This window comes from Halomonas sp. (genome assembly GCF_033549285.1).
In the GTDB taxonomy this organism is placed as follows: domain Bacteria; phylum Pseudomonadota; class Gammaproteobacteria; order Pseudomonadales; family Halomonadaceae; genus Halomonas.
Genome location: NZ_JAWSUJ010000025.1, coordinates 1 through 18,283, shown reverse-complemented (window position 1 = coordinate 18,283; position 18,283 = coordinate 1). Strand labels below are relative to the sequence as shown.

Annotated in this window: 20 protein-coding genes and 1 pseudogene; 9 read left to right on the top strand and 12 right to left on the bottom strand. The window is 68.0% G+C overall.

Annotated features, from left to right (window positions below; translation table 11 throughout):
- Positions 1-98 precede the first annotated feature (98 nt).
- The gene (locus SCI24_RS07690; RefSeq protein WP_318724835.1) at positions 99-1,397 is read left to right on the top strand and encodes an NAD(P)/FAD-dependent oxidoreductase; all 1,299 of its coding nucleotides are present in this window, start codon (positions 99-101) and stop codon (positions 1,395-1,397) included.
- A gap of 68 nt (positions 1,398-1,465) precedes the next feature.
- Here SCI24_RS07690 and SCI24_RS07685 read toward each other — a convergent pair whose 3' ends face one another.
- The 5 genes from SCI24_RS07685 to SCI24_RS07665 all read right to left on the bottom strand — a co-directional run bounded on the left by SCI24_RS07685 (position 1,466) and on the right by SCI24_RS07665 (position 4,711).
- Positions 1,466-1,792, bottom strand: a complete 327-nt coding sequence (locus tag SCI24_RS07685; protein WP_318724834.1) for a cytochrome c — start codon at positions 1,790-1,792, stop codon at positions 1,466-1,468.
- A 54-nt stretch (positions 1,793-1,846) separates the two neighbouring features.
- A complete protein-coding gene (locus SCI24_RS07680) occupies positions 1,847-3,130 on the bottom strand; it encodes a PQQ-dependent sugar dehydrogenase (protein WP_318724833.1) in 1,284 nt (427 codons plus the stop codon).
- Positions 3,131-3,209: 79 nt separating this feature from the next.
- Positions 3,210-3,497, bottom strand: coding sequence for a GIY-YIG nuclease family protein (locus SCI24_RS07675; RefSeq protein ID WP_318724832.1), 288 nt, complete (start codon positions 3,495-3,497; stop codon positions 3,210-3,212).
- An 8-nt stretch (positions 3,498-3,505) separates the two neighbouring features.
- Positions 3,506-4,204 carry a ribulose-phosphate 3-epimerase gene (gene rpe, locus SCI24_RS07670; protein WP_318724831.1) on the bottom strand — a complete coding sequence of 233 codons (699 nt, stop codon included), beginning with the start codon at positions 4,202-4,204 and terminating at the stop codon, positions 3,506-3,508.
- A gap of 81 nt (positions 4,205-4,285) precedes the next feature.
- Entirely contained in the window at positions 4,286-4,711 is a 426-nt protein-coding gene (locus SCI24_RS07665) for a GNAT family N-acetyltransferase (RefSeq protein ID WP_318724830.1), read from the bottom strand.
- 122 nt (positions 4,712-4,833) lie between these two features.
- Here SCI24_RS07665 and SCI24_RS07660 point away from each other — a divergent pair, with 122 nt between their 5' ends.
- Entirely contained in the window at positions 4,834-5,424 is a 591-nt protein-coding gene (locus SCI24_RS07660; RefSeq protein ID WP_318724829.1) for a YajG family lipoprotein, read from the top strand.
- A 6-nt stretch (positions 5,425-5,430) separates the two neighbouring features.
- Here the strand turns inward: SCI24_RS07660 and SCI24_RS07655 are convergent, their stop codons facing one another.
- Both SCI24_RS07655 and SCI24_RS07650 read right to left on the bottom strand, forming a co-directional pair.
- The gene (locus tag SCI24_RS07655; protein ID WP_318724828.1) at positions 5,431-6,057 is read right to left on the bottom strand and encodes a thiopurine S-methyltransferase; all 627 of its coding nucleotides are present in this window, start codon (positions 6,055-6,057) and stop codon (positions 5,431-5,433) included.
- Between the two features lie 23 nt (positions 6,058-6,080).
- Positions 6,081-6,710, bottom strand: a complete 630-nt coding sequence (locus tag SCI24_RS07650; protein WP_318724827.1) for a TIGR04211 family SH3 domain-containing protein — start codon at positions 6,708-6,710, stop codon at positions 6,081-6,083.
- On the opposite strand from SCI24_RS07650, the gene SCI24_RS07645 reads away from it, so the two are divergent.
- The 6 genes from SCI24_RS07645 to lnt all read left to right on the top strand — a co-directional run bounded on the left by SCI24_RS07645 (position 6,709) and on the right by lnt (position 12,493).
- Positions 6,709-6,915 (top strand): hypothetical protein, encoded by a 207-nt coding sequence (locus SCI24_RS07645; RefSeq protein ID WP_318724826.1) that lies wholly within the window; start codon positions 6,709-6,711, stop codon positions 6,913-6,915. The two genes, SCI24_RS07650 and SCI24_RS07645, sit on opposite strands and share 2 nt — an antisense overlap.
- 184 nt (positions 6,916-7,099) lie before the next feature.
- Positions 7,100-8,443 (top strand): tRNA (N6-isopentenyl adenosine(37)-C2)-methylthiotransferase MiaB, encoded by a 1,344-nt coding sequence (gene miaB, locus SCI24_RS07640; RefSeq protein WP_318724824.1) that lies wholly within the window; start codon positions 7,100-7,102, stop codon positions 8,441-8,443.
- 73 nt (positions 8,444-8,516) lie between these two features.
- Positions 8,517-9,614: a PhoH family protein gene (locus tag SCI24_RS07635; protein ID WP_318724823.1), complete on the top strand. Its 1,098-nt coding sequence runs from the start codon at positions 8,517-8,519 to the stop codon at positions 9,612-9,614.
- On the top strand, positions 9,611-10,114 hold the full coding sequence (gene ybeY / locus SCI24_RS07630; protein ID WP_318724822.1) for an rRNA maturation RNase YbeY: 504 nt from the start codon (positions 9,611-9,613) through the stop codon (positions 10,112-10,114). Before SCI24_RS07635 ends, ybeY begins: the two co-directional genes overlap by 4 nt.
- On the top strand, positions 10,111-10,980 hold the full coding sequence (locus SCI24_RS07625; protein WP_318724821.1) for an HlyC/CorC family transporter: 870 nt from the start codon (positions 10,111-10,113) through the stop codon (positions 10,978-10,980). Before ybeY ends, SCI24_RS07625 begins: the two co-directional genes overlap by 4 nt.
- 28 nt (positions 10,981-11,008) lie before the next feature.
- Complete coding sequence (gene lnt, locus SCI24_RS07620) at positions 11,009-12,493, top strand: apolipoprotein N-acyltransferase (protein WP_318724820.1); 1,485 nt, start codon at positions 11,009-11,011, stop codon at positions 12,491-12,493.
- 156 nt (positions 12,494-12,649) lie between these two features.
- On the opposite strand, the gene phaC is transcribed toward lnt, so the two are convergent.
- From phaC to prmB, 5 genes are all read right to left on the bottom strand, one after another.
- A complete protein-coding gene (gene phaC / locus SCI24_RS07615) occupies positions 12,650-14,473 on the bottom strand; it encodes a class I poly(R)-hydroxyalkanoic acid synthase (RefSeq protein WP_318724819.1) in 1,824 nt (607 codons plus the stop codon).
- 172 nt (positions 14,474-14,645) lie between these two features.
- Positions 14,646-15,083, bottom strand: a complete 438-nt coding sequence (locus SCI24_RS07610) for a phasin family protein (protein WP_106229949.1) — start codon at positions 15,081-15,083, stop codon at positions 14,646-14,648.
- Positions 15,084-15,216: 133 nt separating this feature from the next.
- Complete coding sequence (locus SCI24_RS07605; protein WP_318724818.1) at positions 15,217-15,669, bottom strand: DUF6489 family protein; 453 nt, start codon at positions 15,667-15,669, stop codon at positions 15,217-15,219.
- Between the two features lie 57 nt (positions 15,670-15,726).
- A complete protein-coding gene (gene aroC / locus SCI24_RS07600; RefSeq protein ID WP_318724817.1) occupies positions 15,727-16,812 on the bottom strand; it encodes a chorismate synthase in 1,086 nt (361 codons plus the stop codon).
- A 30-nt stretch (positions 16,813-16,842) separates the two neighbouring features.
- Positions 16,843-17,757, bottom strand: coding sequence for a 50S ribosomal protein L3 N(5)-glutamine methyltransferase (gene prmB, locus SCI24_RS07595; RefSeq protein WP_318724857.1), 915 nt, complete (start codon positions 17,755-17,757; stop codon positions 16,843-16,845).
- A 161-nt stretch (positions 17,758-17,918) separates the two neighbouring features.
- Between prmB and SCI24_RS07590 the strand changes: the two are divergent.
- A pseudogene (locus SCI24_RS07590) lies at positions 17,919-18,283 on the top strand (DNA mismatch repair protein MutS); the annotation flags it as partial.

Below are 18,283 nucleotides of genomic sequence, written 5' to 3'. Positions count from 1 at the left end.
CTCGCGATGCGCCAGGCCAGACATTATGCCGGACGGAGCATGGGCAGGAAATCGGCGAGGGCTTATGCTGGAGGCTCGTTCCTCACTGGAGTCGCTGCATGGGTGTGCCAAGAATCGTCGTGGTCGGGGGAGGCGCCGGCGGCCTCGAGCTGGTCACGCGGCTCGGCCGCAAACTCGGCAGGCGCGGGCGAGCCGAGATCGTGCTGATCGACCGCAATGCCACGCACATCTGGAAGCCGCTGCTGCACGAGGTCGCTACCGGGGCGCTGGACTCGGGGCTCGACGAGATCTCCTACCCGGGACACGCCCGCCACCACGGCTACCGCTTCCAGCGCGGCACCCTCTGTCACGTCGACCGCGAGGCCAGGACCCTGACCCTGGCCCCCGTCCTCGACGAGGACGGCAGCGAAGTACTGCCCTCCCGCACCCTGGGGTACGACCTCCTGGTACTGGCGCTGGGCAGCGTCAGTAATGACTTCGGCACACCGGGTGTCGGCGAGCACTGCCACTTCCTCGACAGCCCCCAGCAGGCCGAGGCGTTTCGTCGGGAGATGCTCAATACCTTCCTGCGCCACAGCGACCCGGGCAGTGAACGGCACGCCCGCATGGTCGTCGGCATCGTCGGCGGCGGCGCCACCGGGGTGGAACTGGCGGCAGAACTCCATGAAGCCTCGCGCATGCTGCAAAGCTACGGCGTCACGGACCTGGACAGCGACCACCTCGAGGTTCACCTGATCGAGGCCGCCCCGCGGATCCTGCCGGCCCTGCCAGAGCGCATCAGCCAGGCGGTCCACCGCGAGCTCGAGGGCCTCGGCGTGCGGCTCCATGCCGCCACCCGCGTGACCCGGGTGGAGACCGACGCAATCCATACCGCCGATGGCGAGCGCATCGACACGGACCTCGGCGTCTGGGCGGCGGGCATCAAGGCCCCGCCCTTCCTCTCCGAGCTGGGGCTGCCGACGGAATCCAACCACCGCCTCAAGGTCCAGCCGACCCTGCAGAGCACGGAGGATCCCCATGTCTTCGCCATGGGCGACTGTGCCAGCTGCCCGCAGGCGGATGGCACCACGGTGCCCCCGCGTGCCCAGGCCGCCCACCAGCAGGTCGCGACGCTCTACCGCAACCTGCGCGCCCAGCTGGACGGCAAGCCGCTCAAGCCCTTCGTCTACCGGGACCGGGGGTCACTGATCTCGCTGGCCCACTTCGATGCCGTCGGCAGCCTGATGCGCGGTGCCTCGGCACGCAGCCTCTTCATCGAGGGCCACCTGGCGAAGTTCTTCTACGCCTCGCTCTACCGCATGCACCAGCGTGCCATCCATGGCACGCTGAAGACGGGCCTCATCGTGGTGGTGGATGGCATCAATCGTTTCCTCAAGCCGCGCATGAAGCTGCACTGAGAACGAAGGCGCCACGACCTCGGTCGTGGCGCCTTCCTTGCTTTCAGTGAGCCAGTCTCGGCACAGGGTTACTCGGGCATGGTTGCGGTGATCTCGATCGATTCGTACCAGGCGGCGAGGTGGGAGATCTCCTCGTCGGTCAGGTCCTTGGCGATGACCGACATCATCTCGTGCTCGCGCTTGCCACTGCGGAAGGCCTTGAGCTGGGTCTCGATGTAGATCCGGTTCTCCCCCGCCAGGTGCGGGGCGATGGGAATCCTGGCGATACCGTCCAGGCCGTGGCAGGTTCGGCACTGGGCGGCCAGGGAGCGCCCCGTCTCGGGATCGGCCGCCTGGGCGTGCCACGCCATCACGGCCAGGATGACCGACAGGGCCGGTGTCAGCAGAATTCGCATGGTCTCTCCTGCATGGGGCCCGCACCGGGGACGGTGCCCCGGTGCGTCAGGCCGTTACTCGGCATCCGAGGCCTGGTAGGAGATCCGGTAGATGGCGCCGGCCAGGTCGTCGGAGACCAGCAGGGAGCCATCGCGCAGTTGGGCAACATCGACCGGGCGGCCCAGGTACTCGCCGTTCTCGTCGAGCCAGCCCTCGGCAAAGGGAACGGTCTCACCGGTCACGTTGCCCTCCGCGTCCACGGGCGTGAACATCACGCGGGCCCCGACGGGTTCGGTGCGATTCCAGGAGCCATGCTGGGCGGAGAAGATGCCCCCCTGGTACTGTTCGGGGAACATCCTGCCGGTATAGAACATCATGCCGAGGTCGGCCGCATGGGCGACGGTCTCGACCACCGGGAAGACCACGTCCTCGGGCACCTCCTCGTCCTGATACTCGTTGGTGCGCACGTCCCCGCCGCCGAACCAGGGGAACCCGAAGTTCTGGCCCTTCTCGGTCTGGCGATTGATCTCGCCTGGCGGGATGTCATCGCCCATGCCGTCCACCTGGTTGTCGGTGAACCAGAGGTTACCGGTCTCCGGATGGAAGTCCTGACCGACCGAGTTGCGGATGCCGCGGGTATAGACCTCGCGCCCCGAGCCGTCCTGGTTGACGCGAATGATGCCGCCGATGCCGTATTCGGCGAACACCTCGCGATGCTCCTTGGGTGGCACGTTGTAGGGCTGGCCCAGCGAGATGTAGAGCTTGCCGTCGGGACCGATATCGCAGACGCGCGCGGTGTGGTTGTAGCTGACGTGTTCTTCCGGAATCAGTTCGCCGCCGGGGATGACCGGCACCGCGACGACATCGGGGCTCTCGTAGAAGAACTCCGCTGCCGGGTAGGCCAGCACGCGGTTCTGCTCGGCGATGTAGAGCACACCGTCCGGCGAGAAGCAGGGCCCGTTGGGGATGGCCTTGACCAGCGAGGGCGCGAAGCTCTTGACCTCATCGGCGACACGGTCCTTGTCGCGATCGGTCACGACCCACACTTCCGTCTTGCGGGTGCCCACGAAAGTGGCAACGCCCTGGGTCCCGACGGCCATGTGGCGCGCGTCGGGTACCAGCGCATAGAGGTCGATCTCGAACCCGTCCGGCAGCGAGATCTTCTCCAGGGTACTGCGGATCGCATCGGCGCTGCTGCTGTTCTGGTCGATGGTGGTGAAATCGGTGGTACCGGTGCTCTGGAAGCTGCCGAGCTTTTCCAGCACATCGGCATCGCCGGTGGAGGGCTGCTGGGCGTGCACGGCGGGGATCGCGAGGGTGCTGATGGCCAGGCCGGCCACGAGGGTCTTGTTATTCATTATCATCTCCTGTTTATGCCGATTGCGCATTGACCGGCAAGATCTGAGTTAAGTCACCCCCTTGATACCCGTCAAGTTGTCAGACCAATCCTGTCGCCGCCTTGCGCTCTGCCAGCCAGGCGCGCTTGGCCGAGGCGGTCAGGCGCTTCAGGCGTGCCTCCAGGCGCAAGGCCTCGCTGCGGCTGCCGACGGGCTCCTGGTGGCAGAGCACCAGCGGCCCCTTGCCGCGCAGCGCCTTGGCCCCCCGGCCGGCCCGGTGCTCGGCCAGGCGTCGGGCGACGTCGGTGGTGATGCCGGTATAGAGGGCACCGCCGGCAGTCTCCACCAGGTAGAGGTGCCACAGGGGAGCGGCAGCCGTCTCCGTCACGTGACCCCTTATGCCCTGGCCAGCTGGTCGCGGAATTCGCGGATCACGCTGTCGTAGCGGTGCGGGTCGGCCTCGTTGCGGGCCTTGAAGACCGCCGAGCCGGCCACGAAGGTATCGGCCCCGGCCCGGGCGATCTCGGCGATGTTGTCGACCTTCACCCCACCATCGATCTCCAGGCGGATCGGGCGCCCCGAGACATCGATGCGCCGCCGGGCCTCACGCAGCTTGTCCAGGGTCCCGGGGATGAACGACTGGCCCCCGAAGCCGGGGTTGACGCTCATCAGCAGGATCATGTCGACCTTGTCCATCACGTGGTCGAGATAGGAGAGCGGCGTGGCCGGGTTGAACACCAGGCCCGCCCGGCAGCCGGCGTCGCGGATCAGTTGCAGGGAGCGGTCGATGTGGTCCGAGGCCTCGGGGTGGAAGGTGATGTAGCTGGCCCCGGCGTCGACGAAATCTCCGATCAGCCGATCCACCGGCCTGACCATAAGGTGGGCGTCGATGGGCGCCGTCACCCCATGCTTGCGCAGGGCCTCGCAGACCATCGGCCCGATCGTGAGGTTCGGGACGTAGTGGTTGTCCATCACGTCGAAGTGGACGATATCGGCGCCGGAGGCCAGGACATCATCCACTTCCGCGCCCAGCCGGGCGAAATCGGCGGAGAGAATGGAGGGAGCGATGAGGAAGTCGCGGGTCGTGTCGGTCATGGGGTCGTCCGTCATGGAATGGGCAGGCGATCCCGGGCATTCTACCAGAGCCCCGCGGGCGCCAGGACCTCGCCAGACGCTTCAGCGTGACCAGGCCATGAGCGACTCCTGCTCCCCGGTCTCCGGGTCCTCCCGCTCGTCGACGATGCTGAAGCCCAGCCGCCGGTAGAAGGAGACGGCGCGCACGTTGCGGGAATAGACCCAGAGGGTGATGGTGCGGTGGCCCTCCATGGCGTGGGCCATCAGGCCGGAACCATGCCCGAAGCTCTGCACCTCGGGGTCCACGAACAGCGCCTCCAGGTGATCACCATGCATGGCGCAGAAGCCGATCACGCGTCCGCCCGCCTCCAGCACCTGCACCTCGCAGGCGGGCAGGCGGCGAAGGGCCATGTCATCGGCACGTGCCCTCCAGCAGGCCTCGGAGATGAAGGGGTGAGCCTGACGGGAGGCACGCAGCCAGATGTCGACAAGCTGCGGAAACTCCTCCCGGGTGGCGGGTCGGATCATGTCGCGGCTCCTGTGGCTATCCCTGCAGTGTAACCCCTCGCATGAGATGGGTCGCGCCATCGGTTTCGGCCACCAGGCGCGGGGGATATACTCGGTGCCCTGCCATCATCGGGAGACCTTCCATGCAGCGTCGTCACTTCCTGGGGGCCTGTGCCCTGCTCCTCGCCACCGGCTGGCTGGCCGGCTGTGCCAGCCCCCACTACCTGCAGCTGGACCCCAGGCGAACTGCCCCGGTGCCGCAGAGCGGCAGCGGCCAGGCGGTCACCGTGACGGCCGTGGACGGTCGCGACAGCGAGGTGATCGGGACCCGCACCGGCAGCGCCATGTCTACCGCCGTGATCACCGTCAACGCCCACGAGCTGGTGCCGCGGCTGCAGGCAGAGACGGAGCGCGCCGTCCGGGAAATGGGCTTCACCCCGACCACCGAGCGCGCCGAGGGGCGGCCCAGCCTGACGCTGACCCTGGATCACCTGGGCTACGAGCGTGGCGAGAGCCGTCCGGTCATCGACGAGGCAAGGCTGGAGGCGGTTCTCATCGCCGAGGCGATCAACGGCGGCAACACCTACACCGGCACCTATACCTCCCGCCGCACCCAGAGCTATGCGCTGCGTCCGGGCAAGGAGGCCAACACGCGCATGGTCAACGAGCTGCTCTCCGATGGCCTCGACCGCGCCTTCCGCGATCCCGAGCTGGGACGCCTGCTGGCACGCTGAACGCCCTCAGATCAGTGGCCCCTGGCGCTCCAGCGCCCAGGCACTCTCGCAAAAGCCATTGGGCTCCGGCTCGCCGTCCTCCAGGTGGGTAACGCGGAAGTTGGGCTCGAACAGCTCGCGCACCTCCTCGGCGGAGACGCTGAATGGTGGCCCGCCGGGGCCGCGGGTCAGGCTGATCAGCAGACCGCGGGCCCCAGGGGGGATCAGCTGGGCCAGGTGGAAGGCGTAGCGCTGGCGAGTGGCCGCCGGCAGGGCGATCAGGGCGGCGCGATCGTAGAAGGCCCCGATCTCCGCCGCCTGTTCGATATGGAAGTGGAAGAAGTCGCCGCACCAGAGTTCCACGCTGCCCTGGCGGCAGATGTCGAAACCCGCCTGGCGATAGCGGGTCACCTCCCCCACGCCCTCGGCGACGAACGCCTCGATGGCCTGCCCGGCCAGCTCGATACCCAGTACCGGGTGGTCATGGCGCGCCAGCCAGCGCATGTCGAGGCTCTTGCCGCACAGTGGCACCAGCACCTTGGTGCCGGCCCGCACCCCCAGGTCGGGCCAGTGACGGACCAGCACGGGGTGGGGGCGGTCACGGTGGAAACCGATGCGCCCCTCGCGCCAGCGCTCCAGCCATTCGTTGGCCATCACTCCCCCTTGCCGGGCCGGCATCAGAACCAGCGATCGCGCTTGCGGCGACGGCGCGGCAGGTGGGGCACGATCAGCCCCACCAGCAGGCCGGCGCCGGCGACCCCGCCGCCGTACATGAAGTAGCGCATCAGCAGGTCCTCCTCCTGGGTATCCAGGCGGGCCTGGAGCTCGCGGATGGTGGAGCGCGACTGCTCGGTCTCCCCCTCGAGCGCCGCGTTACGCGCCTCGAGTTCGGCGATGCGCCGCTCGCGGACCTCCAGGGTCTCGGTCATCGACGCGGTACGGCTCTCCCAGGTGTCGTTGATGCCGGAAAGCTCCTCGGTCAACTCCTCCACCCGGGCCTCCAGCGCCGGCAGTTGCTGCTGGGCGCTGGGTGCCTCCTGCAGCTCGCGGCTGAGCACCCAGACGGTGTCGCCGTCGGCGTCCTCCACCCGGCTGTAGTCACCGCTGGTCTCCAGTACTGTCACCGGCTCGCCGGCGGTCAGAGTGCCAATGATCCGATAGCCGTCGGTCGGGCCACTGCGCACAAAGGTGGTGAGCTCGTCCGAGACCCAGGCCGTGCCGTCGTCCGCCTCCTGGGCAGGCGAGATGGTGGGGAGCGTCGCAAGCGCCACGCCCAGTGTCAGAATCTTGAATATGTGTATCGTCATGCCGTTGTCCTGGCTGTCCAAGGCTCGCGTGTCGCGGCTCTGTCGGGTGGGGCACACCACCCAGGCCCTCCCTGCCGCGGCGGCGCTGCTGATGTTCGGGGTCACGTTACCCACAGCGGCTGTGGACAACCATCGGGAAAACCGCTGGAAAGCCATCGGCAGCCTGCATGCCAACCGCCCCTTGCCGCTGCCGGTCACTTTCTGACCAGGGCACGCACCCGCGCCCGTCCCTGGAAACCGCACAGGGTACCACAGTCGCGCCGGCCGGTTGCTGGCCCCGATGTCGGTCGCCGCGTATAATGGGGGGTCTTGTCACGGGTGGCCACTCGGCCGCCTGCCAACCTCCAACCACCGGTGCACCGTCGCGCCAGATGCCGCGACCTATTCTTATGGCGAAGAAACTCTTCATCAAGACGCACGGCTGCCAGATGAACGAGTACGACTCCGCGCGCATGGCGGATCTGCTCGGCGAATCCCACCAGCTCGAGCTCACCGACGACGAGCGCGATGCCGACGTCATCCTGCTCAACACCTGCTCCATCCGCGAGAAGGCCCAGGAGAAGGTGTTCCACCAGCTGGGGCGCTGGAAGAAGCTCAAGGAGGCCAACCCCGACCTGGTGATCGGCGTCGGGGGCTGCGTGGCCAGCCAGGAGGGCGAGGCGCTGCGCAAGCGCGCCCCCCACGTGGACATGGTGTTCGGCCCCCAGACCCTGCACCGGGTGCCCTCCATGCTCGACTCGCGGCGCAACGACCAGATCTCGGTGGTCGATGTCACCTTTCCCGAGATCGAGAAGTTCGACCACCTGCCCAAGCCCAGCTCCGATGGTGCCACCGCCTTCGTCTCGGTGATGGAGGGGTGCTCCAAGTACTGCACCTTCTGCGTGGTGCCCTATACCCGCGGCGAGGAGGTCTCGCGCCCCTTCGAGGCGGTGATGGAGGAGGTGATCCACCTGGCCGACCAGGGCGTGCGCGAGATCAACCTGCTGGGCCAGAACGTCAACGCCTACCGCGGCCTGAACCAGCTGGGCGACGAGATCGACCTGGCCGAGCTGATCAGCTGCGTGGCGGCGGTGGAGGGGATCGACCGGATCCGCTTCACCACCTCCCATCCGGTGGAGTTCTCCGACAGCCTGATCGAGGCCTACGGGGAGATCCCCGAGCTGGTCAGCCACCTGCACCTGCCGGTGCAGGCCGGCTCGGACCGGGTGCTCGCGGCCATGAAGCGCGGCCACACCGTCGAGGAGTACGTCGAGAAGATGGAGCGCATCCGCGCCCTGCGCCCGGAGATCAGCTTCTCCTCGGACTTCATCATCGGCTTCCCCGGCGAGACCGAGGCGGACTTCGAGGCCACCATGGACCTGATCCACCGCATAGGCTTCGACCACTCCTTCAGCTTCGTCTACTCGGCGCGCCCCGGCACCCCGGCGGCCAGCCTTCCGGACGACACGCCGGAAGCGGTCAAGAAGCAGCGCCTGTCGATCCTCCAGGAGCGCATCAACCAGCAGGCCATGCAGATCAGCCGGCGCATGGTGGGCACCACCCAGCGCATCCTGGTCACCGGCTTCTCGCCGAAGGACCCGGGCCAGCTCTCCGGGCGCACCGAGAACAACCGCGTGGTCAACTTCCGCGCCGCCAACCCCTTCGAGCTGATCGGCTACTTCGTCGACGTGGAGATCAGCGAGGCACTGCCCAACTCGCTGCGCGGCGAGCTGGCCTCCCCCGCTCGCTTCTGAGTGTCACGATTGCCCCGGCCAGCACCGGGGCAGTAAGCTGACCCCACATTCTCCCAGCACGGATCTCCCTGTCTTGAGCCAGCCATCTTCTCCGGCCAACCGCATCGTCACCCTGAACCTCGAGCCCAACGACCCGCGTCGCCTGGCCAACCTCTGCGGCCAGCGTGACGAGCACCTTAAGCTGGTCGAGTCACGCCTGGGCATCACGCTGCGCAACCGCGGCAACATCTTCCAGCTCGCCGGCCCGACCCATCGCGTCAAGGCGGCCGCCAACGTGCTGGAGCACCTCTACCGCGAGACCGAGGCCAGCGACCTGGAGCCGGACACCGTGCACCTCTTCCTGCAGGAGTCGGGCCTGGAGGCGCTGGACGAGGAGGAAGGCGGCGAGCCGGACGACGAGGTGCTGCTGCGCACCCCGCGCACGCTGATCAAGCCCCGCGGCCTCAACCAGCAGGGCTACGTGCAGAGCATCCGCGCCCACGACATCAACTTCGGTATCGGCCCGGCGGGCACCGGAAAGACCTACCTCGCCGTGGCCGCCGCGGTGGAGGCGCTCAACCAGCAGGAGGTGCGCCGCATCCTGCTGGTGCGCCCGGCCGTGGAGGCCGGCGAGAAGCTCGGCTTCCTGCCCGGCGACCTGGCCCAGAAGATCGACCCCTACCTGCGCCCGCTCTACGACGCCCTCTACGAGATGATCGGCTTCGAGCAGGTGGCCAAGCTGATCGAGCGCCAGGTGATCGAGATCGCTCCGCTGGCCTACATGCGCGGGCGCACCCTCAACAACGCCTTCATCATCCTCGACGAGAGCCAGAACACCACCCGCGAGCAGATGAAGATGTTCCTGACCCGCATCGGCTTCGGTTCCACCGCGGTGATCACCGGCGACGTCACCCAGGTTGACCTGCCCCGCGGCCAGACCTCGGGGCTGATCCAGGTGCTCGAGGTGCTCAAGGGCACTCCCGGCATCGGCGTGACCCACTTCGCCGCCAAGGACGTGGTGCGCCATCCGCTGGTGCAGCGCATCATCGAGGCCTATGACCACTTCGAGGCCGAGCAGGAAGCCTCCGAGCGCGCCCAGCGCGAGGAGCGCGAGGCCCAGCGGCAGGAGCGCCTGGAGCGCGTCCGGCAAGAGAAGCAGCGCCACGACGACGCGGGGCCCGCCGACTCATGAGCCCCCTGTTCGTCGACCGGCAGGTCGCCCTCGAGGCCGACGGCCTGCCGTCACAGGCCGAGCTCGAGGCCTGGGTGGCCGCGGTGCTGGCACGCCATGCCGATGAGCCGCGCCACGAGCTCACCATCCGCTTCGTCGATGACGCCGAGAGCCAGGCCCTCAATCGCGACTACCGCGGCAGGGACAGACCCACCAACGTGCTCTCCTTCCCCTTCGAGAGCCCGCCCGGGGTCGAGCTTCCGTTGCTTGGTGACCTGGTGGTCTGCCACCCGGTGGTGGTCCGCGAGGCCGCGGAGCAGGACAAGTCGCTGCGCGCTCACTACGCTCACATGGTGGTCCACGGCACCCTGCACCTGCTGGGTCATGACCACCTGGTGGAGACCGAGGCGGAGGCCATGGAGGCCCTCGAGCGTGAGATACTCGCGTCGCTGGGGTTCGCCGACCCCTATGCGCCGTCGAATCACGATTCCGATACCGAGGACGAGAGAGCCGACGCATGAGCGAAGACCGATCGAGCAGCCAGGGCAGCAAGTCCTGGCTCGACAAGCTGTTCAGCGCCCTGTCCAGCGACAGCGATGAGCCCAGCTCCCGCGACGAACTGCTGGAGTTCCTGCGCCAGGCAGGCACCCGCCTCAAGCTCGACCAGGACGCCATGATGATCATCGAGGGCGCCCTGAACATCAGTGACCAGCAGGTACGCGAGGTCCTCATCCCGCGTTCCCAGATCACCGCCATCGCCCTCGACCAGCCCCTCGAGGAGTACCTGCCGGTGATACTCGAGACCGGTCACTCCCGCTATCCGGTGATCGGCGAGAACCTCGACGAGGTCAAGGGGATCCTGCTGGCCAAGGACCTGCTGCCGCTGCTGCGTGGCGGCCAGGGGAACGGCCTGCCCTTCCAGCTCGACGAGGTGCTGCGACCGGCCATGTTCGTGCCCGAATCCAAGCGCCTCAACAGCCTGCTCAAGGAGTTCCAGGACACCCACAACCACATGGCGGTGGTGGTGGACGAGTATGGCGGCACGGCGGGCATCGTCACCATCGAGGACATCCTCGAGGAGATCGTCGGCGAGATCGAGGACGAGCACGACATCGACGAGGAGATCGATATCCGCGAGCTCGGGGACGAGCGCTACGCGATTCGCGCCCTGACCACCATCGAGGACTTCAACGACCGCTTCGGCACCCGCTTCTCGGACGACGAGTTCGACACCCTCGGCGGCCTGGTGATGCAGCGCTTCGGCCACCTGCCGGGCCGCGGCGAGCACACCGAGATCGGTGGCTGGCGCTTCACGGTACTCAATGCCGACAATCGCCGCATCCGCCTGCTCGAGGCCGAGCCCTGCGAGGAGAGCGCCGAGGAGTGACGCGGCCCCATGACCACGGACGGACACCATGGCTGACGCCCGACTGACCCCGGCACTGGGCTGCCTGGCGGCGCTGCTCGCCGGCGGCCTCACCACCCTCAGTGCCGCCCCCTTCTCGCTCTGGTGGCTGGGCCCGGTGGCCGCCGGTCTCGTCTACCTGGGCCTGCCGGTGCTGACGCCCGCCCAGGCCGCCCTTCGCGGCTGGTGCTACGGCCTGGGCCTGTTCGGCTCCGGGGCCTCCTGGGTCTACGTCTCGATCCATGACTACGGCTACACCGGCGTGCCCCTGGCGCTCTTCCTCACTGCGCTGTTCGTCGCCGGCCTGGCGCTGTTCTTCGCCGTCACCCTCTGGCTCTACCGGCGGCTGTGCGGGCCACGCCTCGCGGCACTGAGCTTCGCGGGCGCCTGGGTGCTGGGCGAGTGGCTGCGCACCTGGCTGTTCACCGGCTTCCCCTGGCTGCTGCTGGGCAGTGCCCAGGTCGACTCTCCGCTGGCGCCCTGGGCCCCGGTAGGCGGCGTCTACCTGCTCACGCTGATCACCGCCCTCACCGGTAGCCTCGGCGTCGAGCTCCTGCGGCGCCGCGCCTGGGCCGCCGCGCCGCTCGCCGCGCTGTGGCTACTGCCGCTGGCCCTGCCCGCCCAGTGGACCTCCCCCGCCGGCGAGCCGGTGCGCGTCGCCCTGCTTCAGGGCAACCTCCCCCAGCTGATCAAGTGGACCCCCGAGGGACAGCGCCGGGCGATCGACACCTACCTCTCGATGACCCGCGGGCTCGAGGCAGACGTCGACCTGGTGATCTGGCCCGAGGCCGCCCTGCCCATGTTCGAGGACCAGGCCGCCCCCTACCTCGACCGCGCCCGGGCCGGCCTGCCCACGGGCACCGACCTGCTCACCGGCATCCTGCAGCGTGACGACGACGGCCGCTACTACAACAGCGTCGTCGGTCGGGGCGACGTGGAGGGCGAGTACCGCAAGGCCCACCTGGTGCCCTTCGGCGAGTACCTGCCGCTGGAGAGCCTGCTGCGCGGGGCCATCGCCTTCTTCGACCTACCGGCGCCGACCATGGCCCCGGGACCGGCCGACCAGGCACCGATCCGCGCCGGCGAACTGACCATCGGCAACGCCATCTGCTACGAGATCATCTATGCCGACCTGGTGGCATCGCGGGCCCGCGACGCCGGCGTCCTGCTCACGGTCTCCAACGACACCTGGTTCGGCGCCTCCATCGGGCCGCTGCAGCACCTGCAGATGGCCCGCCTGCGGGCCCTGGAGAACGGCCGCCCGGTGGTACGCGCCACCAGCAATGGCGTCACCGCCCTGATCGACCCCCGGGGCCGGATCACGGCCCGGGCGCCGCAGTTCGAGGCCGCCGTCCTCGAGGGCGAGGTCACGCCCATGCAAGGCCTCACCCCCTTCACCCGCACGGGGAGCTGGCCCGCCTGGCTGCTGGCCGCCCTGCTGGTGCTGCCGGGGCTGCGGCTGCGGCTGCGGCTGCGCCGAGCGCCGAGCCAATAGCGGCCAAGCAGCCAAGCAGCCAAGCAGCCAAGCAGCCAAGCAGCCAAGCAGCCAAGCAGCCAAGCAGCCATCAGTGTGTGCTGCTCCCGAAAAAAGCAAACCCCGAGGTCATTGGCATCGGGGTTCGCTTGTAGCTCGGCGCTTGTAGCTCGGCGCTTACTTCTCGCCCAGCACCTCGGGGATGGTCATGCGCACATAGCGCCCCGGGGCCGGCTCGAGGATATCGAGTTCGCCATCACCGGGCTGGCGTGCCGGCACCAGCTTCTCGGTGTCCACATAGCCATTCTCGGTGATCCATGCCTGCCAGTGGGGCCACCAGGAGCCCTCATGGGGCTCGGCGCCCTCGAGCCACTCCTCGGGGGTCTCCGGCAGCGCGTCGTTGGTCCAGTAGCCGTACTTGTTCTTGCTGGGCGGGTTGACGATCCCGGCGATATGGCCGGAGCCGCCCAGCACGAACTTGACCGGGCCCTTGGGCAGCAGGGCACCATAGTAGGTGCTGTTCCACTTGGCGATGTGGTCCTCGCGGGTGGAGACGAAGTAGCTCGGCGTGGAGATCTTGCGCAGGTCGATCTTGACCCCGTCGAGCTCGATGCCACCTGGCTGGACCAGGCGGTTCTCCATGTACATGTGCCGCAGGTACCAGGCGTGGGTCCCGGCCGGCAGGTTGGTGCCGTCGGTGTTCCAGTAGAGCAGGTCGAAGGGGGCCGGCGCGTCGCCCTTCAGGTAGTTGTTGATGTAGAAGGACCAGAAGAGGTCGTTCTCGCGCAACAGGTTGAAGGAGTAGGCCATGACCCGGCCATCGAGGTAGCCGTCGCGCTCGAGCTTGGCCTCGATGCCCTCGAGCACCGGCTCGGAGAGGAAGACACCGATCTCGCCCGGGTCGCGGAAGTCCTGCAGGGTGGCCATGTAGGTCACCGACTTGACCTTGCGGCCACGCCGGGTGCTGGTCAGGTAGGCCACGGTCGAGGCGGCCAGGGTCCCGCCGATGCAGTAGCTCACCAAATTGACCGACTTCTCGCCGGAGGCCTGCTCGATGGCCCCCATGGCGGCGATGGGGCCCATCTGCATGTAGTCGGCCCAGGTCAGGTCACGCTGCTCGGGGCCGGGGTTGCGCCAGGAGATCAGGAAGACGGTGTGGCCCTGCTCCACCAGCCAGCGCACCAGGGAGTTGTCCTGGCGAAGGTCGAGGATGTAGTACTTGTTGATCCAGGGCGGCACTACCAGCAGCGGGGTCTTGTAGACCTGCTCGGTGGTCGGCGTGTACTGGATCAGCTGGATCAGCTCGTTCTCGTAGACCACCGCGCCGGGGGTGACGGCGATGTTCTCGCCGATCGCGAAGGCGCTGCGGTCGGTCATGGTGACATTGAGGCCCTCGGCGGAGTTGGCCAGGTCCTCGCGCAGCCGGGCCAGGCCCTCGACCAGGTTCTGGCCGCGGGTCTCCATGGTCTTGCGCATCACCTCGGGATTGGTGGTGACGAAGTTGGTCGGCGCCATGGCGTTGACCAGCTGGCGCGCGTAGAAACCGAGGTTGCGCTTCTGGTCCTCCGAGAGGCCATCCAGGCGCTCGATCAGCTCTTCCACCATGCGCGAGAACAGCAGGTACTGCTGCATGATCGCCAGGTAATAGGGATCGTCGCGCCAGGCATCGTCCCGGAAGCGGCGGTCGCCCTTGTCCGGCGTGATCAGCGGCTCGACCTCTTCGCCGGCTAGACTGCGCAGCGACTGCTGCCACAGCTGGAACTGGTCCTGGAGCAGCCGGGACTGGGTCTGCCACAGCAGGGGCGGGTTCTGCATCAGCGACTGGGCACCGGCCTGGAAGCACTGGCGCATGTCTTCATGGACCGATTCCGCGGCATCGCTGGGCACCATGCGTGCCAGCAGATCCTGCATCAAGGCCTTGTATTCCTCGCCGATCGCGGCGAGCTGGGCATTCCACGCCTCGAGCTCGGCCTGTGTCGGTGCTTGCACCCCTGACTGCATTGACCCCTCCTGTTATTCATGAAGGCCGGTGTTGCTGACGGCCAGGCACCGGCCTTAGGCCATCTACGTCTGGAACCGCATCACCTTGCGACGGGCAAGGCATGGCCAACAACGGCGCTGTCCGGCCCCCGAGATCCGGGCACCGGACAGGCGTGACTAGATTACCGTGATATCAGCGCTTGCGCGACGTGGACTGGCTGGTCGCCTTGGCGGGCTCATCCGACTTCGGCGCCTCGCCCTTGGCGGCCTGGCCGGCCTTCTCGGCCTGCTCGGCGAGCTGCTTGCCCGACTCGGCATAGAGCTTCTCGAGCTCGGCCTTGAACTCCAGGCTCATCTCGCTCATCGCCTTGGCATCCTCGAGCATCTGCTTGGAGAGCTCGTTCATCATCTCGGCCTGGCGGGTGCCGAAGTCGCGCATGCTCTCGGCATCGCTGACCTCGCTGGCGTCCCGCATGCGCTCGGTGCCCATCTGGCTGTAGCGCTTCATGGACTCCATCTGATACTGGGTCATCTTCTCCATGTTGTTCAGCATCAGGGAGTTGAGCTTGCGCATCGGTTCGAAGAACTGACGGGTCTGCTCGTTGAATGCGTCGATCATCTTGTCCTGCATGTCGAATCCCTCCTCGAGGATCGGTAACGAACGATTTGCTGCACTGCACAAAGCCTAGTCTGCCACCTGCTGTGTTGCAACCGTATTAATGGCGCCCCCAGCGAAGGTCGAATGGCCCCGCCGGCTTCCGCCGTCAGCTCTCGCGCTTGCTGCGGGAGCGGGCACTGGCCGTGGACTTGCGGGAGGAGCTGCCGGCGCTGGACTTCCCGGCTGAGCCGCCGGCGCTCTTTCCCGAACTCCCGGATTCCCCGCCTTCCGTCTTCTGGCCTTCCTTCTGCTCTCCGCTCGCTGTCCCGCTGCCGCTTCCCGCGGAACTGGCGGCCTTGGTCAGCATGTCGAGCATCATCTGCTGGTAGTTGCCGAAGCTGGACAGTCCCTGGGAAAGCCCCTGGGAAAGGTTCTGCGACAAGCCGGGCTGCTGCAGGAAGGGCTGCATCAGGCTCATCGGGTCGTACCCTTCCGTTCCCGACTCCATCTGCTTGTAGATCCGGTTCAGCAGGTCCTTCTGGAAGGCCTCCACGTCCGGCAGGCCCAGCGCCCGGCGAAACTCTTCGGGGGTCAGGTCGAACTCGACGTTGATCTTCATGGCGTCACTCTTGTGGATGGTCCCCTGAAGTGTAGCAGCCATGCCGGATGGCACGGCTCAGCGCAGTCTCGGAGTCGCTACCCGGACCTCGGCATTCTGGCCACGGTGACGCAGCAGGTGGTCCATCAGGGTCAGCGCCATCATCGCCTCGGCGATGGGCGTGGCGCGGATGCCCACGCAGGGGTCGTGGCGCCCCCGGGTGACCACCTCGACAGGATGGCCGTGGACGTCGATGCTGCGCCCCGGGGTGGTGATGCTGGAGGTGGGCTTGAGCGCCAGGTGGGCGATGATCGCCTGGCCGCTGGAGATGCCGCCGAGCACCCCGCCGGCATGGTTGGAGAGGAACCCCTCGGGGGTCATCTCGTCGCGATGCTCGCTGCCACGGCTGGCCACGGCGGCGAAGCCGTCGCCGATCTCCACGCCCTTGACCGCATTGATGCTCATCAGGCCGTGGGCCAGCTCGGCGTCCAGCCGGTCGAACACCGGCTCGCCGAGCCCGGGCGGCACGCCCTCGGCCACCACCGTGATCTTCGCCCCCACCGAGTCCTGGTCGCGTCGCAGCTGGTCCATGTAGGCCTCGAGCTCCGGCACGCGGCCCGGGTCGGGGCAGAAGAAGGGGTTCTCGTCCACCGCCTCCCACTGCCTGAAGTCGATGGCGATGGGGCCGAGCTGGCTCATGTAGCCGCGGACGGTGATGCCCCGCTCGGCAAGATACTTCTTGGCGATGGCGCCGGCCGCCACCCGCATGGCGGTCTCCCGGGCACTGGAGCGCCCGCCGCCGCGGTAGTCGCGGATGCCGTACTTGTGGTGGTAGCTGTAGTCGGCGTGGGCCGGGCGGAACTGATCCTTGATCTTCGAGTAGTCCCTGGAGCGCTGGTCGGTATTCTCGATCATCAGGCCGATGGTGGTGCCGGTGGTCACTCCCTCGAAGACCCCGGAGAGGATCCGCACCCGGTCGGGCTCACGCCGCTGGGTGGTGTGGCGGGAACTGCCGGGACGACGGCGATCCAGGTCGTGCTGCAGGTCCTCCTCGCTGAGGGGAAGTCCCGGCGGGCAGCCGTCGACGATGGCCCCCAGCGCGGGGCCATGGCTCTCGCCGAAGGTGGTGACGGTGAACAGCTTGCCGAAGGTGTTGCCGGACATGGGCGCTCCTCCTGGGTCGGGAGATGGGAATCAGGCGAAGGACGCCGCATGGGCGTCGAGTTCAGCGGCGCTCAGGGCGAATACCCCCTGGCCGCCGCGCTCGAATTCGAGCCACAGGAAGGGCACCTCGGGGAAGGCGGCCTCCAGGTGGTGGTCGGAGTTGCCGACCTCGACGATCAATATGCCCGCGTCGCTCAGGTAGTCGCGGGCCTCGCGCAGGATGCGCCGCACGATATCCAGGCCGTCGGCGCCGGCGCCCAGGGCGAGTGTCGGCTCATGGCGGAACTCTGCGGGCATGGTGGTGAGGTCGCGGGTATCCACGTAGGGCGGGTTGGAGACGATCAGGTCATAGCGCTGCCCGGCGAGCCCCGCGAAGAGGTCGGACTCCACCGCACGCACCCGCTCGCCCACCTCGTGGCGGGTGATGTTGAGGCGGGCCACGGCCAGGGCGTCGGGGCTGACGTCGGCCAGGTCGACCTCGCAGCCGGGCAGGTGCAGCGCCGTGGCGATGCCGATGCAGCCCGAGCCGGTGCAGAGGTCAAGCACGCGTGCCGGCGGCTCGACGGGAAACCAGGCGGCGAAGCCATGCTCGATCAGTTCGGCGATGGGCGAGCGGGGAATCAGCACCCGCTCGTCGACGCTGAAGGGGACACCGGCGAAGAAGGCCTCGCCCAGCAGGTAGGGCAGCGGACGGCGGGTCTCGATGCGGGCGCGAACCAGCGACACGATGCGGGCGCGCTCCATGGGCAGCAGCCGCGCCTCGAGGACCGCCGGGTCGACGTTCCAGGGCAGGTGCAGGGCGCCCAGCGTCAGCGCCACGGCCTCGTCCCAGGCGGAATCGGTGCCGTGTCCGTAGAAGAGGCTCGCCAGGTGGAACTCGCTGGCGGCCCAGCGCAGGCAGTCGCGCAGGGTGACCAGGCCATCGGCAAGGGCCTCGTCGCTCATCACGAGGGTGGAGGAAGACGCATCAGGGAGAGATTCAGCCACGGGGCATCCTGGAGTCGGAGGGTTCGGGTCGGGACGAGAGCCGATTGTAACCGGGGCCGCGGTTCACAGCCACGGCAGGGGCGGTATACTGGCGCTTTGCGTCACAAGCCGAATGCCCCATGAGTCGAGACCGCCACCCCCCGGACGAGGACGAGATCAGCGCCTTTCGCCAGGCCCTGAAAGAGGCCGGCGTGCGCCCGATCGCCAGCAACCGGGCCGACCCCGGGCGCCGGCGCGGGGGGGATCCCGCCGCGGCCGAGCGACGGGCCGCGGCGACCTCGGCCAGGGACGATCTCGCCGCGGCCGGCCGCACCTCGGATGGCCGGGTGGAGCCGGTGCGGCCCTCCGAGTTTCTCGATTTCGCGCTGCCCGACCTGCCCTGGCGCACCCGCCAGCAGCTCAAGCGCGGACGCATCGGCTGGGAAGCGGGGCTCGACCTGCATGGCCATACCCTCGAGGAAGCCCGTGCGGAACTGGAGGCCTT

Bases quoted from the DNA above. Each gene is read 5' to 3' on its own strand.
- lnt (WP_318724820.1), top strand. From the start codon at position 11,009: ATGGCTGACGCCCGACTGACCCCGGCACTGGGCTGCCTGGCGGCGCTG.
- aroC (WP_318724817.1), bottom strand. From the start codon at position 16,812: ATGTCCGGCAACACCTTCGGCAAGCTGTTCACCGTCACCACCTTCGGC.
- SCI24_RS07655 (WP_318724828.1), bottom strand. From the start codon at position 6,057: ATGGCCAACGAATGGCTGGAGCGCTGGCGCGAGGGGCGCATCGGTTTC.
- SCI24_RS07645 (WP_318724826.1), top strand. From the start codon at position 6,709: ATGCCGTTGTCCTGGCTGTCCAAGGCTCGCGTGTCGCGGCTCTGTCGG.
- prmB (WP_318724857.1), bottom strand. From the start codon at position 17,757: ATGAGCGACGAGGCCCTTGCCGATGGCCTGGTCACCCTGCGCGACTGC.
- SCI24_RS07680 (WP_318724833.1), bottom strand. From the start codon at position 3,130: ATGAATAACAAGACCCTCGTGGCCGGCCTGGCCATCAGCACCCTCGCG.
- phaC (WP_318724819.1), bottom strand. From the start codon at position 14,473: ATGCAGTCAGGGGTGCAAGCACCGACACAGGCCGAGCTCGAGGCGTGG.
- SCI24_RS07610 (WP_106229949.1), bottom strand. From the start codon at position 15,083: ATGCAGGACAAGATGATCGACGCATTCAACGAGCAGACCCGTCAGTTC.
- SCI24_RS07665 (WP_318724830.1), bottom strand. From the start codon at position 4,711: ATGATCCGACCCGCCACCCGGGAGGAGTTTCCGCAGCTTGTCGACATC.
- SCI24_RS07660 (WP_318724829.1), top strand. From the start codon at position 4,834: ATGCAGCGTCGTCACTTCCTGGGGGCCTGTGCCCTGCTCCTCGCCACC.
- rpe (WP_318724831.1), bottom strand. From the start codon at position 4,204: ATGACCGACACGACCCGCGACTTCCTCATCGCTCCCTCCATTCTCTCC.
- miaB (WP_318724824.1), top strand. From the start codon at position 7,100: ATGGCGAAGAAACTCTTCATCAAGACGCACGGCTGCCAGATGAACGAG.
- SCI24_RS07605 (WP_318724818.1), bottom strand. From the start codon at position 15,669: ATGAAGATCAACGTCGAGTTCGACCTGACCCCCGAAGAGTTTCGCCGG.
- ybeY (WP_318724822.1), top strand. From the start codon at position 9,611: ATGAGCCCCCTGTTCGTCGACCGGCAGGTCGCCCTCGAGGCCGACGGC.
- SCI24_RS07690 (WP_318724835.1), top strand. From the start codon at position 99: ATGGGTGTGCCAAGAATCGTCGTGGTCGGGGGAGGCGCCGGCGGCCTC.
- SCI24_RS07650 (WP_318724827.1), bottom strand. From the start codon at position 6,710: ATGACGATACACATATTCAAGATTCTGACACTGGGCGTGGCGCTTGCG.
- SCI24_RS07625 (WP_318724821.1), top strand. From the start codon at position 10,111: ATGAGCGAAGACCGATCGAGCAGCCAGGGCAGCAAGTCCTGGCTCGAC.
- SCI24_RS07685 (WP_318724834.1), bottom strand. From the start codon at position 1,792: ATGCGAATTCTGCTGACACCGGCCCTGTCGGTCATCCTGGCCGTGATG.